Origin of the sequence: Campylobacter sp. IFREMER_LSEM_CL908 (assembly GCF_025771545.1) — a bacterium.
GTDB classification, from domain to species: Bacteria; Campylobacterota; Campylobacteria; order Campylobacterales; family Campylobacteraceae; genus Campylobacter_D; species Campylobacter_D lari_D.
Genome location: NZ_JAKMQK010000003.1, coordinates 41,158 through 57,479, shown reverse-complemented (window position 1 = coordinate 57,479; position 16,322 = coordinate 41,158). Strand labels below are relative to the sequence as shown.

The 16,322-nt window shown below is 28.8% G+C and carries 16 protein-coding genes; 8 read left to right on the top strand and 8 right to left on the bottom strand.

Going from position 1 to position 16,322, the window contains the following annotated elements; all coding sequences use genetic code 11:
* Positions 1-49 precede the first annotated feature (49 nt).
* Genes L8U04_RS01765 through L8U04_RS01750 form a run of 4 tightly spaced genes read left to right on the top strand, consistent with a single transcriptional unit; the run spans position 50 to position 3,984 of the window.
* On the top strand, positions 50-679 hold the full coding sequence (locus L8U04_RS01765) for a 5-formyltetrahydrofolate cyclo-ligase (RefSeq protein WP_263661216.1): 630 nt from the start codon (positions 50-52) through the stop codon (positions 677-679).
* Positions 603-2,156 carry a ribonuclease Y gene (gene rny / locus L8U04_RS01760; RefSeq protein ID WP_263659764.1) on the top strand — a complete coding sequence of 518 codons (1,554 nt, stop codon included), beginning with the start codon at positions 603-605 and terminating at the stop codon, positions 2,154-2,156. Before L8U04_RS01765 ends, rny begins: the two co-directional genes overlap by 77 nt.
* 8 nt (positions 2,157-2,164) lie before the next feature.
* The gene (locus L8U04_RS01755) at positions 2,165-2,728 is read left to right on the top strand and encodes a DedA family protein (RefSeq protein WP_263661217.1); all 564 of its coding nucleotides are present in this window, start codon (positions 2,165-2,167) and stop codon (positions 2,726-2,728) included.
* The gene (locus L8U04_RS01750) at positions 2,725-3,984 is read left to right on the top strand and encodes a ComEC/Rec2 family competence protein (protein ID WP_263709275.1); all 1,260 of its coding nucleotides are present in this window, start codon (positions 2,725-2,727) and stop codon (positions 3,982-3,984) included. The genes L8U04_RS01755 and L8U04_RS01750 overlap by 4 nt, the downstream gene beginning before the upstream one ends.
* Here L8U04_RS01750 and L8U04_RS01745 read toward each other — a convergent pair.
* The 3 genes from L8U04_RS01745 to L8U04_RS01735 are packed head-to-tail and all read right to left on the bottom strand — an operon-like array spanning position 3,931 to position 6,835.
* Positions 3,931-4,743: a YihY/virulence factor BrkB family protein gene (locus L8U04_RS01745; protein WP_220566327.1), complete on the bottom strand. Its 813-nt coding sequence runs from the start codon at positions 4,741-4,743 to the stop codon at positions 3,931-3,933. The genes L8U04_RS01750 and L8U04_RS01745 overlap by 54 nt on opposite strands.
* Positions 4,743-6,125: an FAD-linked oxidase C-terminal domain-containing protein gene (locus L8U04_RS01740; RefSeq protein WP_263709273.1), complete on the bottom strand. Its 1,383-nt coding sequence runs from the start codon at positions 6,123-6,125 to the stop codon at positions 4,743-4,745. The genes L8U04_RS01745 and L8U04_RS01740 overlap by 1 nt, the downstream gene beginning before the upstream one ends.
* Complete coding sequence (locus L8U04_RS01735) at positions 6,125-6,835, bottom strand: plasminogen-binding N-terminal domain-containing protein (protein WP_412175288.1); 711 nt, start codon at positions 6,833-6,835, stop codon at positions 6,125-6,127. The genes L8U04_RS01740 and L8U04_RS01735 overlap by 1 nt, the downstream gene beginning before the upstream one ends.
* Positions 6,836-6,962: 127 nt before the next feature.
* On the opposite strand from L8U04_RS01735, the gene L8U04_RS01730 reads away from it, so the two are divergent.
* Genes L8U04_RS01730 through tpx form a run of 3 tightly spaced genes read left to right on the top strand, consistent with a single transcriptional unit; the run spans position 6,963 to position 9,995 of the window.
* Complete coding sequence (locus tag L8U04_RS01730; protein WP_133319708.1) at positions 6,963-8,120, top strand: M23 family metallopeptidase; 1,158 nt, start codon at positions 6,963-6,965, stop codon at positions 8,118-8,120.
* A 1-nt stretch (position 8,121) separates the two neighbouring features.
* Complete coding sequence (gene mgtE / locus L8U04_RS01725) at positions 8,122-9,465, top strand: magnesium transporter (protein ID WP_263666405.1); 1,344 nt, start codon at positions 8,122-8,124, stop codon at positions 9,463-9,465.
* Between the two features lie 11 nt (positions 9,466-9,476).
* Positions 9,477-9,995: a thiol peroxidase gene (gene tpx, locus L8U04_RS01720; RefSeq protein WP_263661219.1), complete on the top strand. Its 519-nt coding sequence runs from the start codon at positions 9,477-9,479 to the stop codon at positions 9,993-9,995.
* On the opposite strand, the gene L8U04_RS01715 is transcribed toward tpx, so the two are convergent.
* The 4 genes from L8U04_RS01715 to L8U04_RS01700 form a co-directional block, all read right to left on the bottom strand.
* Positions 9,992-11,377, bottom strand: coding sequence for a replicative DNA helicase (locus tag L8U04_RS01715; RefSeq protein WP_257938844.1), 1,386 nt, complete (start codon positions 11,375-11,377; stop codon positions 9,992-9,994). The two genes, tpx and L8U04_RS01715, sit on opposite strands and share 4 nt — an antisense overlap.
* Before the next feature lie 12 nt (positions 11,378-11,389).
* Positions 11,390-12,292 carry a cysteine synthase A gene (gene cysK, locus L8U04_RS01710; RefSeq protein ID WP_263662201.1) on the bottom strand — a complete coding sequence of 301 codons (903 nt, stop codon included), beginning with the start codon at positions 12,290-12,292 and terminating at the stop codon, positions 11,390-11,392.
* A 96-nt stretch (positions 12,293-12,388) separates the two neighbouring features.
* Complete coding sequence (locus L8U04_RS01705; RefSeq protein ID WP_263679118.1) at positions 12,389-12,691, bottom strand: HU family DNA-binding protein; 303 nt, start codon at positions 12,689-12,691, stop codon at positions 12,389-12,391.
* Positions 12,692-12,783: 92 nt separating this feature from the next.
* Entirely contained in the window at positions 12,784-13,698 is a 915-nt protein-coding gene (locus tag L8U04_RS01700; RefSeq protein ID WP_263709269.1) for a glycosyltransferase family 9 protein, read from the bottom strand.
* Positions 13,699-13,750: 52 nt separating this feature from the next.
* Between L8U04_RS01700 and L8U04_RS01695 the strand changes: the two genes are divergently transcribed.
* Complete coding sequence (locus tag L8U04_RS01695) at positions 13,751-14,551, top strand: glycosyltransferase family 2 protein (RefSeq protein WP_263659307.1); 801 nt, start codon at positions 13,751-13,753, stop codon at positions 14,549-14,551.
* A gap of 4 nt (positions 14,552-14,555) precedes the next feature.
* Here the strand turns inward: L8U04_RS01695 and L8U04_RS01690 are convergent, their stop codons facing one another.
* A complete protein-coding gene (locus L8U04_RS01690) occupies positions 14,556-16,226 on the bottom strand; it encodes a motility associated factor glycosyltransferase family protein (RefSeq protein WP_263709268.1) in 1,671 nt (556 codons plus the stop codon).
* Positions 16,227-16,322 lie beyond the last annotated feature (96 nt).

The window sequence follows — 16,322 nt, the reverse complement described above, 5'->3', positions numbered from 1 at the left end:
TTTTAAGCTTAAAAGTATAACATAAAAAGTTAAAAAACCAAGGAAAGCTTTGATAAAAAATGACTTTAGAATAAAACAGAAATTTAAAATGAAATCGAAACTAAAATTTCAATACAAAAGAGATTTTTTAGTTTTTCAAGAAGTAAATAAAATTTTAAAATCTTGTAAAAATTACAAAAATATCCTTATATATATTCCTTTAAAATATGAAATTAATCTTTATAAATTCAGACATTTTTTAACAAAAAAATACCGAATTTTTGTTCCATTTATGCAAGATAAAAGTTTAAAGGTAGTAAAATTAAGGTTAGCTCTTGATAAAAAGAGTTTTGGGGTATATGAACCAAAAGATTCTTTTTTGCAAACTCGTATAGATGTTGCAATCATCCCTGTTATAGGAGTAGATGCAAAATTAGGAAGAGTTGGTCATGGCCAAGGATTTTACGATAGGTTTTTTGAAAATATTTCTTATAAAAAACCTTTAGTTATTTTCACACAAATGATGGATGCAAAATCTCATCAAATTTTTAGTCAAGACCATGATATAAAAGGAAATTTTTATATAAACCCTTATAAAAAATATTTTAGGAAAGTTAAAAACAATGATAGAAATATTAGTCGCATTAATAGCCGTTTTCATAGGCGGAGGGATTGGATATATAGTCGCCAAAAAGATTAATGATGCAAATTTCAATATCTTTTTAGAGCAAGCAAAAGCAAAAGCAAAAGCCATTGAATATGAAGCTGAGCTAACACTTAAAGATGCTAAAAATTCAGTTGCTGAAGCTGAATTTGCAGCAAAGAAAAAATTTGATGAAAAAATTCAAAAACTACAAAAAGAGCATTCTATTAAGCTAGAAGAACTCAACAAAAAAGAACAAAATCTTCATTATCAAGAAAAACTTCATGAAGAAAACAAAAACAAATTAGCAAAAGAGCAGCAAACTATAAAAGCTTTACATGAAGAAAATGAAAATTTAAAACAAAGCTACGAAATAAAGTTAAATGATGTTTTAAAAATTCTTGAACATTCAGCTGGTCTCACACAAGAAGAGGCAAAAAGCATAGTCTTACAAAAAGTAGAAGAAACCTCAAGAGCTGAAATTGCTCATATTGTTAGAAAATACGAAGAAGAGGCTAGAAATGAAGCCAAAAGAAAGGCTAATTTTATCTTAGCACAAGCTACTTCAAGATTTGCAGGAGAATTCGCTGCTGAAAGGTTGATCAATGTAGTAAATATCAAAAATGATGAGTTAAAAGGACGCATTATAGGTAAAGAAGGGAGAAATGTTAAAACCTTAGAAATGGTTTTGGGTGTTGATATTATCATAGATGATACGCCTGGAGCAATTATAGTAAGTTGTTTTAATCTTTATAGACGCGCCATTGCTACAAAGGTGATTGAACTTTTAGTTGAAGACGGTAGAATACAACCTGCAAAAATAGAAGAAATCCATGAAAAAGTTTGCAAAGAATTTGAAGATAATATCTTAGAAGAAGGTCAAACTATAGTAATGGATTTAGGACTTAATAATATCCATCCTGAAATTGTTAAATTAATAGGAAAATTAAGATATAGAGCAAGTTATGGACAAAATGCTCTAGCACACTCTTTAGAAGTAGCGCATTTAGCTGGAATCATAGCAGCTGAGTGTGGTGGCGATGAAAAACTGGCAAGAAGAGCTGGAATTTTACACGATATAGGCAAGGCTTTAACGCATGAATTTGAAGGTTCTCATGTAGATTTAGGAGCTGAACTTTGCAAAAGATACAAAGAACATCCTATAGTGATTAATGCGATTTATGCTCACCATGGACATGAAGAAGCTACAAGTATAGAATCAGCTGCAGTTTGTACAGCAGATACACTAAGCGCTGCACGCCCTGGAGCAAGGCGTGAGGTTTTAGAGGCCTTCTTGAAACGAGTTAGCGAACTTGAAGATATAGCAAAAAGTAAAGAAGGGGTTAAAAAAGCTTATGCTATTAATGCTGGTAGAGAAATTAGAGTTATTGTTAATGCAAAATTAGTCAATGATGATGAATCTGTGCTTTTAGCTAAAGAAATAGCTGAAGAAATTCAAGAAAAAGTTCAATACCCTGGTGAAATAAAAGTTAATGTCATCAGAGAGCTTAGAGCTGTTGATTTTGCAAGATAAGGTTTTTCATGCAAGAAATGATTGATAATCTTAGCACTTATGGTTATTTGATTTTATTTTTTTATTCTTTTGGTGGAGGAATGGTGGCCATACTTGCTGCCGGGGTACTTTGTGCAAGTTCAACTAAACTTGATTTGCATTTGTGTATATTTTTAGCCTTTTTGGCTAATACCATAGGTTCAACCCTATTATTTATTCTAGGAAAATATTATAAAAAAGACATAATGCCTTATTTTAAAAATCATAAAAGAAAAATCGCGCTTGCTATGATAAAAATCAAAAAATATGGAGATTTACTTTTAGTAGTGCAAAAATTTATTTACGGGGTAAAAACTATCATTCCTATAGCAGCAGGCCTTTGCAAATTTAGCTTTGTAAGATTTTTTATCATCAATACCCTAGCTAGTTTAATTTGGGCTATAATACTTGGTTATGCTGGATTTATTTTTGGAAACACCTTAAAGGAGGCTTTTGAAATTTTTTCAAATCATCCTTATATAGCACCTGCCTTTATAATCACTTTAATTTTTATTATATGGTTATACTTATCACGCTTTTCTAAGAAAAAATGAATTTAAAATTCTCTATAAAAGATTCTTATAGAGAATTTTTAATTTTATTATTATGTTTTTTAGCAATTTTTAGCCTAAATCTCACTTATGAGTATAAAAAATACCAAAATTTTAAACTCACAAAACATTTATTGCTTAAAAATAATATCATTATATCTAGCTATCAAAAAACTAATAAAAAAGGTAAAAAATACCAAGTTTTTAAAATTAAAAATTCTGATTTTGTTTTTTACACTACTAGTTTTAAAGATCTAAATTTAAGTAAAAATGATATTATAAATCTTAGGATTATTACTAAAAATATTAACTTTAAAGATTATCTTAGTAAAAATTTTTTTGTACCAAGTTATGATTTTCATAAAACTAATGCTCAAAAAGAAAATATCTTAGTGGAGTATTTTTTAAATCAACATCAAAATGAAAAAATCAAAGAATTTTACGGGGCTTTATTCTTTGCAAAAAATGTATCAAGTGAACTTAGAAATGATGTAAATTTTTACAATATCGCGCATTTAATTGCTATTAGTGGATATCATTTGGGCTTGTTATTTAGCTTTTGCTTTTTGATTTTTGCTCCTTTATATGCCTTTTTTCACAAACGATATTTTCCTTATAGAAGTTTAAAACTTGATATTAGTATTTTTGCTTTCTTGCTTTTAATTTTGTATATATTTTTAATAGACTTTAGCCCTTCTTATATAAGAGCTTTATGTATGAGTATTTTTGCTTTTTATCTATTTAGCAAAAATATTAAAATTTTGAGTTTTAAATTTTTATTCTTAAGTGTAATTTTATGTATAAGCTTATTTCCAAATTTATTATTTAGCGTTGGCTTTTTGTTTTCAAGTTTAGGAGTATTTTATATTTATTTATATTTACATCATTTTAAAGATAATTTTTCAAAAAATTATATTCATATTATTTTTATAAATTTTTGGACTTTTTTAGCAATGATAATTCCTGTATTATATTTTTTTCCACTTATTAGTTTTCAACAATTTTTAGGTATACCTTTAAGCATATTATTTGCTTTATTTTACCCTATAAGTTTATTACTGCATTTATTATCTTATGGAGATGTATTAGATGAAATATTATTAGCATTATTTGATTTTAAATTAAATAGTATATTGTTACACATACCATTAGAAATTTATCTTATTTATATATTTTTATCCTTCATGGCTATTTTTCATCGTTATTTAGCTCTTTTTGTAATTTCTCTTGGTTTTATTCCCTTTATTTTCTTGATTTAAAATCAAATAAACCCTTAAACCCAAAAGATAAATAATCCAAGAAATATAAATCCACAAAAAGAAAAACAATATCACAGAAAAAGAACCATATACATTTAAATAAGTTTTATTATATACAGCATAATACACAAAAATCATCTTAGAAATATACCAAATCACAGAAGCACCAAAAGAACTAATAAGCAAAGTTTTTAAATCACCTTTTTTACTCACTGAACTTGAATAAGATGTAAAAAACAAAGCCCATATAATCACATAAGGTAAAATCTCAAAAAAATTCAAAGCAATATTAAAATCATCTAAGGTTTTTTGTATAAAACCTGAAATGTAAAAACTCACTCCAAGTCCAAGTGGAGTTAATGTTGCCAAAGTCCAATAAGAACTTATACTATGCCAAAGACTTTTAGAGTCTTCTTCTAAAAGCTTATTAATAACATAATCATAACCTGAAAAAAATGCTAAAGAAGTCAAAGCCATAGCTAAAAGACCAATTAAACCAAGATTGACACTATTTTTTAAAAAAGTGTTAATATATTGTGTTATTAATTCTTGTTGAGTTGGGATTAAAAAAGTAAAAATTAAATTTTTAATTCTTTCTTGATATATTTCAAAACTTGGAATTTGAGTAAAAACCCAAAAACATAAAAATAAAAGCGGTATTAAAGATAAAATAGTATAAAAACTCAAAGCTGCAGCATAATTTAAAATTTCTTTATCTCTTATGCTTAAAAGAATTTTTATGAAGTTTTTAAAATTCATCAAAGTCCCATTTTAAAAGGATTAAGTATATTATTTGGATCAAATGCTTTTTTGATATTTCTCATCAAGTCCATTTCAGCTTCGCTAAAAGCAAGCTTCATAAAAGGAGCTTTTGAGATACCTATACCATGCTCCCCACTTAAAGTCCCACCTAAAGAAACTGTAAGCTTAAACACCTCTTCTACAGCTTCGTAACCTTTTTTAACCAACTCAGGATTATTTTTATCACTTACCATTACATTAGTATGCACATTACCATCGCCAGTATGACCAAAACAAGGGATTTTAAAACCATATTTTTTAGAAATTTCAGCTATGCCTTTTAAAAGATCAGGTAGTTTTGAACGCGGCACTGTAATATCTTCATTAAGCTTTAAATTTCCATACATTGCTATACTTTGAGAGCAGTTTCTTCTAGCAAACCAAATATTGGCTGCTTCTTGCTCATCTTTTGCTATTTTAAACTCTCTTACGCCAGATTCATAAAAACTCTCTTGCAAAATTTTTAAATCTGCTTCAATAGCCTCTTCTACATTGCCATCTACATCAGCGATTAAAATCGCACCCGCATCCATAGGTAAGCCTTTTTGGAATTTTTGTTCTAATGCTTGTATGCTTAATTGATCTAAAAATTCCATAGATACAGGAGTCACACCTTTAGCTAAAGTTTTATAAACTGCATTCATTGCTTCATCAATGCTGTTAAAAATCCCCATAGCTGTCTTTTTAAACTTTGGCAAAGCTACTAGTTTTAAAGTAATCTCACTAAGCACAGCCAAAGATCCCTCACTTGCTATTAAAATTCCAGCTAGATTATAACCCGCTACATCTTTTATAGTTTTTTTACCTGCTCTAATGATTTCTCCATTAGGTAAAACAGCTCTTAAAGCCATTACATAATCTTTAGTTATACCATACTTAGCAGCTCTCATACCCCCTGCATTTTCGCTTACATTCCCCCCTAAAGAAGAATACTCCATACTAGCAGGATCAGGTGGATAAAATAAACCATATTCTTTTGCTTTTTCTTGTAAAGCCATATTTATCACACCAGGCTGCACTACTGCAACTAAATTTTCAAGATCAATTTCTAAAATTTTATTCATATGTTTTTCAAAGCTTAACACTACTCCACCATTAATAGCTAAGCTTCCACCGGTAAATCCACTACCTGAGCCCCTAGGAATAACGATGATTTTATTTTCATTACAATATTTTAAAATTTGACTAATATCATTTTCATCTCTTGGAAAAAGCACTCCATCAGGTAAATAATGCTTTTTAGTAGCATCATAACTATACGCTCTTTTGTGGATAGGATCAAAATGCGCGTTTTCAGCTCCTAAAAGATCTTGAAAAAATTTTTGATGGATTTCTTGCATTATTTTTCTCTAGTTAAGCTAATTAATTTTTCATAATATACATAATAATTTCCAATTGCTTCATCATTTAAGCTAAAAATATCGCTTTTATAACCTGTAATTCTTGAATAAAATGGAATTTGCAAACTTTGAGCTTGAGGTATGTTAAATTCTTCTATCTTGCCAAAATCTTGACAATCAACTATCTCAGCTTTATTTTCTAAAGCTACCACTAAAAGCCCAACAGCATTTTTTGAACAAAAAGATCTAAAATCTGATCTTCTTGGAGTTTGGCGGTATTCTTGTATCATATGAGCACCAAATAAATCAGGGTGTAAAAAATAAAGTCCATTTAATTTTTGAGCTATAAAATCATACACATTTTTATCAGGAGCTATAATCAAGGCTCTATCATATAAATAATTTAAAACTATTTTATCGCCTACTTGTGGCAATACATTTGGTAAAGGCATAGCATCTTGAGCTAGCATATCAAAAACTTTAAATTGTAATTTAACTAAGCCATTTTCACGCCCTATCACACTAGCTCTTGCAATAATTGATTTTTGTGTATCAATTTCATGCACAACTATACCACTTGAGTGCAATAAAATTTTAGGATCATCTTTTATATAACCATAAATATCATCTACTTTTTCAAGTTTTGTTTGTATTAAATCAAAATTTTTAGCTTGCAAAAATGCTAAAAAACAACAAAGTATTAAAATAATTCTTGACAACTGATGCTCCTTAAAAAAGTGTAAAAATTAAATTATATTGTATTTTCCTTACAAAATTGTAAGAAAAATTAAGTAAAATACAAATTTATGTTTAAATTTTAGAAGGCTTTAAAATACCATGAAAAAAATTTTCATATCTTTACTTATATCGATAAAACTTTTTGCTATTTCAAGTGTTGAAGAACTTTCTTGGGAGAATGGCAAAACTTTACTTGATTTTTTACAAGATCACTCCATACCTTTAAATTTATACTATAATCTTGATGCTGAAGATAAAGAACTAAGTGCAGAAATTGCAAGTGGCATTAAATACCAAATGTTAAAAGATGATCAAGGAGAATTAGAACAGGTTTTAATCCCAATCAGTGATGATTTACAAATTCATATTTACAAAAACACTGAAAATAAATTCGTATTAAGTTTTACTCCAATTTCTTATACCAAAGAAAAAAGAACTATTCGCGTAGCTATTAACAATTCAGCTTATCAAGATGTTTATGATGAAAGTGGTAGCGTAACCTTAGCAAGAGCTATGGTAAGAGCTTTTAAAAATAGTGTTAATTTTAAAAATGTTAGAAAAGGCGATAGTGTAGTATTAATTTATGAGCAAAAAAGAAGACTAGGAAGACTTTTTGGCGATATTAATATCCAAGCAGCTTTAGCTAATATTAGAGGTAAAGAATATTCTGTATTTTTATATAAAGATTCTTATTATAATGCTCAAGGAAAAGAGCTTGAAAATTTCTTTTTAACTAAACCTGTCAAATATACAAGGATTTCAGATCGTTTTACTAGAGCAAGATACCATCCTATATTAAAACGCTATAGAGCACACCTAGGTATTGACTATGCAGCTCCAACGGGTACTCCAGTTAAAAGTGCAGGAGATGGAACGATTAGCTTTGTTGGGACAAAAGGTGGTTATGGTAAGGTTGTACAAGTAAAACACATGTCAGGCTATATGACTTTATATGCTCATCTTAGTCGCTTTGCAAAAATCAAACGCGGACAAAAAGTTAAGCAAGGACAAGTGATTGCTTATGTAGGCTCTACTGGTATGAGTACTGGGCCACATTTGCATTTTGGACTTTATCTAAATAATAAAGCAATTAATCCTGAAACTATAGTTAAAATTCCAAAATCAAGCTTAAGTGGAAAAAACAAAGAAGAATTTTTAAAAATGGCAAAAGAGTATGAAAACCGCTTGCAAAGCATTGATGAAAATTATAAAAATCCACCAAAAGAACAAAATATAGAAAATTCTATGGAGCTTTGAGATGATGAATGATTTTTTAGAAGCACAAGAACTTTTAAAAAATACTTTCAAAGATCAAAGTACCTATGAAATCAATGAAGCCTTAAAAACTATCAAAAGGCATAATGAAGAGCTTTATTTAAAAACTCTTAAATCTTTTGATACTTACACACTTGCAAATGTAGCTACTATAACGCCTGAACATATCTTAGAAGATATTTTAGAAAACTTAAGCATTATAAAGATTGCAAAAGCAGTAGAAGAGCTTGAAAGTGATGATGCAACAGACTTAATTAAGCGTTTTGAAGAGCTAAATCCACAAAAAACTTTAGCTATTTTAAACCGCTTAAGTTCAGAAGACAAAGAAGAAATTTTACGCCTTAAAAATTATGATGAAAATACCGCTGGTGCTTATATGCAAACAGAAATTTTCACAGCCTCTATTAATGAAAGTATAGAAAAGGCCATTAAAAGATATAGAATTTTAAAGCATTCAGGACAAGTAGATCAAATTTTTCAAGTTTATATCATAGATAAACAAGGAAAACTTTGCAATGCTATCAACCTAAGCGATCTCTTGCTTTGGGATTTTAAACTAAGTTTTGCAGATATTATTAAAAACAACAATGAAAAATATAAATGTTATAGCATTAAAGATCATGAAGATATACAAAAGGCTATTGATATAGTAGAAGATTATGATTTAAGTGTTTTGGCTGTTATAAATGATGATGGAGTGCTTTTGGGTAGAATTACTTATGATGATATTCATGATTTAATCCAAGAAAATGCAACAGAGCAAATTTATAATTTAGCCGGAGTTGATGCAGATGTTGAAGAAGAAAGTGCTTTTAAAGCAGCTAAAGCAAGAGCTTTTTGGCTCATGATTAATCTTACAACTTCATTAATTTCAGCTAATATCATCAGTCTTTTTTCAGGTGAAATAGAACAACTTGTAGCTCTAGCAGTACTTATGCCTATTGTAGCTTCCATGGGAGGTAACACAGGCTCACAAGCCTTAGCGGTAACAGTTAGAAAACTCTCACTCAATGAAGTAGAATTTAAAGATGCTAAAAAAGTTATATTAAGAGAGAGCGGAATTTCTTTATTAAATGGGCTTATATTTGCTAGCGTTATGAGTATTATAGCTTTTATATGGTTTAAAACAGCCCTTTTAGGACTTGTTATAGCTTTGTCAATGCTAATCAATCTAGCCTTAGCCGGTTTTGTAGGCTCTTTTGTGCCATTAACTTTGAAAAAATTTAAAATTGATCCTGCAGTAGGTTCAAGTGTTGTAATTACTGCAATTACTGATGGTTTGGGTTTTTTCAGCTTTTTACTCTTAGCTAAGATGATTTTATTATAAAAAGGAAAATTGTGTCAAGCATTATATATAAAAAACAAAACATAAAACTCACAGGAAATCAACTACAAATTGGCGATAATGCTCCAAAAGTGACTTTAAAAACTAAAAATCTTGCCTCAGTAGAAATAGCACCACCTGGAAAAACTCAAATTTTACTAACTTTTCCTAGCTTAGACACTCAAGTATGTTCCAAACAAGCTAAAGAAACTAACAAAAGATTGGCATCTATAAAAAACATTGAAGTGATTGTTATTAGCATGGACTTACCTTTTGCTATGGATCGTTTTTGTGCGACTGAAGGAATTGATAATATCATAGTTGCAAGTGATTTTGCCTTTAAAGATTTTGGCACTAATTATGGAGTATTAATACATGATAGTATATTTGCAGGATTATTGGCAAGATCAGCTTTTATAGTTAAAGATGAAAAAATAATATACAAACAGCTCGTAAAAGAGCTGATGGGAAAAATTGATTTTAAAGATTTAGAGCTTTTTATACAAAACGATTATCGCTATTCTTTAAATTAACCTTCAAAATTGGTAACTATAAAATCTTCTTTTGGAGCTTCAATAAAGCACGATTTTTCTTTTAAGAAAAGCAAATCCACATGCCCTACAGGACCATTTCTATTTTTACCTATAATAAGCTCAGCTTTTTCTTGCACAGGATTTGGCATAAATTTTCTCTCATAAGTTTTGCCTTCATTTTTGGCTTTATTTTCTCTTTCTTTTTCTTCTTGTTCTCTATAAACCTCATCTCTATATACAAATAAAATCGTATCTGCATCTTGTTCTATAGCGCCACTCTCTCTTAAATCACTAAGCATAGGTCGTTTATTTGCTCTACTTTCTAATGAACGATTAAGCTGTGAGAGTGCCACTACTGGCATATTTAATTCTCTTGCTAAAAGCTTTAAACCTCTTGAAATTTCACTCACTTGTAAATGCCTATCATTAAAAGCTGAGTTACTCATCATAAGACCGATGTAATCAACTACACAAAGCTCAATACTCTCATCTTGAGCCTTGATTTTGCGTAAAATTGAACGAATGTCTGCTATGCTAGCATAACCACTATCGTAAATATAAAGATTTTTTTGCGCATATTCATTACAAGCATCACCTACCCTACTCCACTCATCATCGTTTAAATCTGCGATTAGAATTTTTTGCAAAGGAATGGAAGTTTTTGCACTGATTAATCTTTGCATGATTTGCGTAGCAGGCATTTCTAGTGAAAACATCACAACGCCTTTATTTTGTCTTAGTGTTTTTTCTATAAAATTTAAGCAAATTGTAGTTTTTCCCATACCAGGGCGTGCAGCGATGATTACAAGATCGCCGGGTTTAAAGCCTTTTGTCATTTTATTAAGCTCACTAAAGCCTGTATCAAGTCCTAAAATATCTTTGTTTTCAGCTTCTTTTTGCTTTTTAAACTCATCCATAAGTTCAGACATAACCATAGTCATATCTTTAATACTATTACTATTTACACGGTTTGTAAGATTAAAAATCTCTTTGCCTATTTCATCTGAAATTTGAGAAATGCTTTTATCTTCATTAACCCTTGTAGGTATAGTATAAGCAAAATTTAAAAGTTGGCGTCTAATGGACTTTTCTCTTAATTCATAAGCGTATTTACTTACATCTGCTATGGAAGTAGTAGCTAAAACTTCAGCTAAAATTTGCTCATCTACTTTTTTATGTTTTCTTATAAAACTTGCACTTATAGGCTCACCTGCATTCACACAAGCTAAAATAGCTTTATAAATATCTTGATGAGCTTTGAGCGAAAAATCATTAATCTCAATATCCGAAGAAACACTAAAAAAAGAATCTTCACTATATATACAAGAACTTAAAATCGCCCTTTCAAGATCTAAATCAAAATGCTCATTATTTTGACTCATACACGCTCCTAATTATAAATTTGCAAATAAATCAGTTGACAAATATCGCTCGGCTGTATCATTTAACATAGTCAAGACTTTTTTATCAGGGTTTTCTAAAGCAATTTTTCTAGCCATATATACATTTGCGCCACTTGAAATTCCTGCCATTATGCCGTTTTTACCAAGTTCTAAGGCTGTATTTATAGCATCTTCATTACTTACACAAACTATCTCATCTATAATTTTTTGATTTAAAATTTTAGGGATAAAATTTGCACCTATACCTTGAATTTTATGACTTGCAGCGGTATTTTGGCTCAAAAGTGGCGAAGATGCGGGTTCTAAGGCTATGATTTTGACATTAGGATTGTGTTCTTTTAAAATTTCTCCTACCCCGCTAATAGTCCCGCCTGTACCAAAACCTGCTAAAAAAATACCAAGATCGGGTAAAGCTTTTAAAATTTCTAAAGCAGTATTTTTTTTATGTGCGTTTTTGTTGTTGATATTTTCAAATTGACTTACCATAAATGAATTTGGAATTTCACTCAAAAGCTCATTAGCTCTATCAAGCGCTCCTTGCATGCCTTTACTTGCTTGAGTAAGTTCTAGCTTTGCACCAAAAAAACTCATCATTTTTCTACGCTCAATACTCATAGACTCAGGCATAGCTATGATAAGTTTAAGCTTTAAGCTTGCACAAATCATTGCTAAAGCTATGCCGGTATTTCCACTTGTAGCTTCTATAATGGTTGTTTCTTGATTGATTTTACCTTCATTTAAAGCTTGTTTTATCATCTCCACAGCCGCTCTATCTTTTATAGAATGACTTGGATTAAAATACTCGCATTTAGCATAAAGATTTGGAGCAAATTCTTTTAAAGAAATAATCGGGGTATTACCTATACAATCTAAGATATTATTATAAACTGACATTGTCTTCCTTTAATATTTTTAAAAACAATATCAAAAGAAAATTAATACTTAACTATGAAGAAAAACGCAAAAGTTTTTTAACTTTTGCGCAAAGAATTATTTTTTAGCTTTTTTAGCAGTTTTAGCAGCAGCAACTGCGTCTTTAAGGTTTTTACCTACTTTAAATTTAGCAACTTTAGTAGCAGGTACTTTAATAGTAGCACCAGTGCTTGGTACTCTAGCTTCTCTAGCAGCTCTTTCAGCTACAGAAAATGTACCAAAACCGATAAAGCTAATGCTATCACCTTTAGCTAATACATCAGTAATAGTAGCGATTACTGCATCAGTAGCTGCAGTTGCATCTTTTTTAGTTAGCCCAGCAATTTGAGCAACTTGAGAAATAAAATCTGCTTTAGTCATAAAAAGCTCCTTGATTAAAAATGATTGTTAAGTTTAACACATTTATCAAGCTTTTGCAAGAGGTTTAAACCCAAATCACAAAGAAAAATATGCTAAAAAAATGTTTTTGCTAAATTTATTACCACTTCAGGCTTTAAGTCTTTCATGCATTTGTGGTGTTTTAAAGGGCAGACCTTTTGCATACAAGGCATACAAGCTAAATTTAAATGTGCTATTTTAGCATTTTCTTGCCAAGGAGAGGTTTGACTAAAATTAGTCGAGCCAAAAATAGCCACCGTTTTCACTCCATAAACTACACCTATATGCATAGGACCACTGTCGTTTGTGATGAGCAAATCAAGCATAGAAATATTTTTACATAAAGTATAAATACTAGTTTTACCACAAAGATTTTTTGATTTGATACCTTCTTTTAAAAGAAAATGCTCAATTTCATTACAAATTTCTCTCTCACTTTCTACTCCAAAGATTAAAATTTGATGCGTGGGACTAAATTCTTTTGCTACCCTTGCAAAATAGTTCGCTTCCCATCTTTTAGCACTTCCAAAATGCGCACCCGGGTTTATACCTAAGATTTTTTGAATTGATTTTGCTTTTATAGGGAGTTTTAAAGAATTTGAAGTAGCTTTAAAATTTAAGGCTTTTTCTATGAAATTTAAGTATTTTAAGACTTGGTGTTCTTCTTTTAGAATATTTTTATCAAAATAAAATCTTTTTTTTGCTTTGATTAGATTTAAAATGATCTTACTTGAAAATGCCGAGCGAAATGAAAAAGCTAGATCAAATTTACCAAGATTTTTTCTAGCTTTTAAAATTTGCTTATATCTTTGCTTTTTATTTTCTACTAAAATTTGAGCATTTTCAAAGCGTTTAAAAAGCTCTGTGCTCACAAAAGAACCATAAAAAGTAAATTTAGCTTGAGGATATTTTTCTTTTATAGCATAAATAGCCGCACTAGCCATCACTGCATCGCCAAGCCAAGTGGGAAGATTGATAAAAATATTCATAATTTTCCTTAAAAATAAAAGCTATAATTATATCAAAAAATAAAGAGCTAAAATGAGTCAAATTTCCATCATACTACCAACTTATAATGTAGAAAAATATATTGCTAGAGCATTAGAAAGTTGTATTAACCAAACTTTTAAAGATATAGAAATCATTGTAGTAGATGATTGCGGTAATGATAAAAGTGTAGATATAGCTAAAGAATATGCTAGTAAAGATGATAGGATAAAAATCATACACAATGAAGAGAATTTAGGAACTTTTGCTAGTAGAAATATAGGTGTATTAAATTCAAGCTCACCCTATATAATGTTTTTAGATCCTGATGATTATTTAGAGCTTAATGCTTATGAAGTTGGGCTTGAAAAAATTAAAAATGTAGATATGGTAGTGTTTGATGCATATGTACATAGGGTGAAATTTAAGAAATTTTATAGATTTAAACAAGATGAACTTTTTAAAAAAGATGAATTTTTGGAATTTTTACTTAAACAAAAGCATTTTTGTTGGAGTGTTTGGGCGAAAGTATATAGGAAAAATTTGATTTTAAAAAGTTTTGAGCATGTTGATTTTAAAGAAAAACTTTGTTATGGAGAAGATGTGCTTTTTAACTATATAAATTTTATGCTAAGTGAGAGCTTTTTTGTATCGCAAGAATGCATATACCGCTATGAATTTAATGACAATGGTAGATATGAAAACAAAAATAAAGAAATTTTATGGCAAAATTACAAAGATAAAAAAAGAAGTTTTGAGCTTATAAAAAAGCTCTCGTGTGATTATAAAAAATTTAATGAAAAATTACTTGAAATTTTTGAAATCGATTTAATAAATTTAAAAAATAGATTATAAAATATCAAAAATTAACATTTTTTAAAGCTCTTTGATCGATTTTTTCTACTAAATTCAAAAAACCTTTTTCTATAAGCTCATCTTTAGTTGTAACTATACTTCTTTGTAGAACTTCCTTTTGAGAATCTATATGAGCTATGATTAATTTTATCCAATCTAGGTGTTCTTTTATCCAAAGCATTGATTTATTGTAGCTATCTTCTTGTGTTTTTGGATTTAACACATAAATTCTTGCTAAATTTAATTCAAATTGTCTGATTAAAGGTCCATTTAACAAACCACAACGATATATGCTAGTTTTAAGTTCATCAATTTGTTTTAATATTAATTCAAACATATGTATAGAATCTTGAATATCTAAATTATCAATATGTAATAAATTTTTATTTATAGATATATTTCTTTCGCATAATTCTTTTTTTAAATTTTCATATTGTTTAATGTTTTTTATAATTTTGAAATATGCTTTTAATAATAATTCATTTTGTTTATTTAAATTTAAATTTTCAAGTTTTGTAAAAGGCTTGTTCAAATCTTTTTTTAATAATTTTTCACATATATGCTTAAAAGGCTTTTCAATAGTTCCATTTATTCTTGCTCCACCCTCAGTGCAGTTGTAAATTTTCATATTCATCTTATTAAAAGTAAGAATATCATTTTCAAGTACTTTCTTAAAAAAAATCCATATAGATGAACTCTCAATATATTTACCACCACCATAAGCTTCAGTTTTTAAATTTTCTTTGTATAAACCTTCATCATCTAAATCATGTTCTCCGTATATATGTCCAATAGCATGCGAAACTTTACTTTCACCATAAGCTAAATCTTGCCCAATAAATATTATATTACTATGTTTTAAATGAACCGATAAATAACAGGCCATATGAGCAACACTCCATCCCATGTTAAAATACCCAAAATCATTTAAAGAACAATATTTAAAAAAATATTCTGGAGTTGAAACTATCATATATTTTCTTTTATTTTTTTCTAAATACTTAATAGTATTTGGATGAGTAACTGATTTAATAACAAATAATATATCTTTATCAAATTCACCAAAATCATTGTTAAAAAATTCACTAGTAAAATCAGTTCTCTCGAGTGAAAAAACATAATCAGGTTTAATATTTGCTTTTGCAAGTATAGGATAAGCACTATCAGCACAAAATATACTGGCTTTGTTTTGGTATTGTTTTAAAAGTGGAAGTTGTTTAGTTAAGCTAGGTCCTGTTGAGACTATTATAGCTGTATCACTTAAATTTTTTCTTTTATTTAATAATTCTTTATAGCTTGGATTGGCTATCATTTTAGGAATATTTTGTGTAAAATGTTTTATACCTCGCAAGGCATCTAATGGATCATCTCCAATAGAAATTATATTTTCTTTTATAGCATCTTGTATTAAAGAATTTAATTTCAAAATTTCTTCTTGATACTTGCCATCATAATAATCACAATGTATCTCTAAAAAATAAGTCCTTAAAAATTTAAATATCAAATTGCTTAAAAACAAATTTTTCAAATCATTGATATTTTCATTATTTGGATCTAGTAGTAATAATCTATTTTCTTTTAATTCCTTAGAAAAATCTATCATTTTAAACATAGTATAGATTATATTTACATCAGGTTCAAATACTAAAATAATCTTATAATTTGGATTTTGCAAAAGAGCTTTATATAAAATTCCATTTCCAAAACCATAAAAGAATAATATAGGATATAAAAGATATTTATCATTGTATAAATTTAATGTTTTATTTAA

What these genes read in the sequence shown, in the direction of transcription:
- rny (WP_263659764.1), top strand. Translation starts at nt 603, where the DNA reads ATGATAGAAATATTAGTCGCATTAATAGCCGTTTTCATAGGCGGAGGG.
- L8U04_RS01755 (WP_263661217.1), top strand. Translation starts at nt 2,165, where the DNA reads ATGCAAGAAATGATTGATAATCTTAGCACTTATGGTTATTTGATTTTA.
- L8U04_RS01750 (WP_263709275.1), top strand. Translation starts at nt 2,725, where the DNA reads ATGAATTTAAAATTCTCTATAAAAGATTCTTATAGAGAATTTTTAATT.
- L8U04_RS01745 (WP_220566327.1), bottom strand. Translation starts at nt 4,743, where the DNA reads ATGAATTTTAAAAACTTCATAAAAATTCTTTTAAGCATAAGAGATAAA.
- L8U04_RS01740 (WP_263709273.1), bottom strand. Translation starts at nt 6,125, where the DNA reads ATGCAAGAAATCCATCAAAAATTTTTTCAAGATCTTTTAGGAGCTGAA.
- L8U04_RS01730 (WP_133319708.1), top strand. Translation starts at nt 6,963, where the DNA reads ATGAAAAAAATTTTCATATCTTTACTTATATCGATAAAACTTTTTGCT.
- mgtE (WP_263666405.1), top strand. Translation starts at nt 8,122, where the DNA reads ATGATGAATGATTTTTTAGAAGCACAAGAACTTTTAAAAAATACTTTC.
- L8U04_RS01715 (WP_257938844.1), bottom strand. Translation starts at nt 11,377, where the DNA reads ATGAGTCAAAATAATGAGCATTTTGATTTAGATCTTGAAAGGGCGATT.
- cysK (WP_263662201.1), bottom strand. Translation starts at nt 12,292, where the DNA reads ATGTCAGTTTATAATAATATCTTAGATTGTATAGGTAATACCCCGATT.
- L8U04_RS01705 (WP_263679118.1), bottom strand. Translation starts at nt 12,691, where the DNA reads ATGACTAAAGCAGATTTTATTTCTCAAGTTGCTCAAATTGCTGGGCTA.
- L8U04_RS01700 (WP_263709269.1), bottom strand. Translation starts at nt 13,698, where the DNA reads ATGAATATTTTTATCAATCTTCCCACTTGGCTTGGCGATGCAGTGATG.
- L8U04_RS01695 (WP_263659307.1), top strand. Translation starts at nt 13,751, where the DNA reads ATGAGTCAAATTTCCATCATACTACCAACTTATAATGTAGAAAAATAT.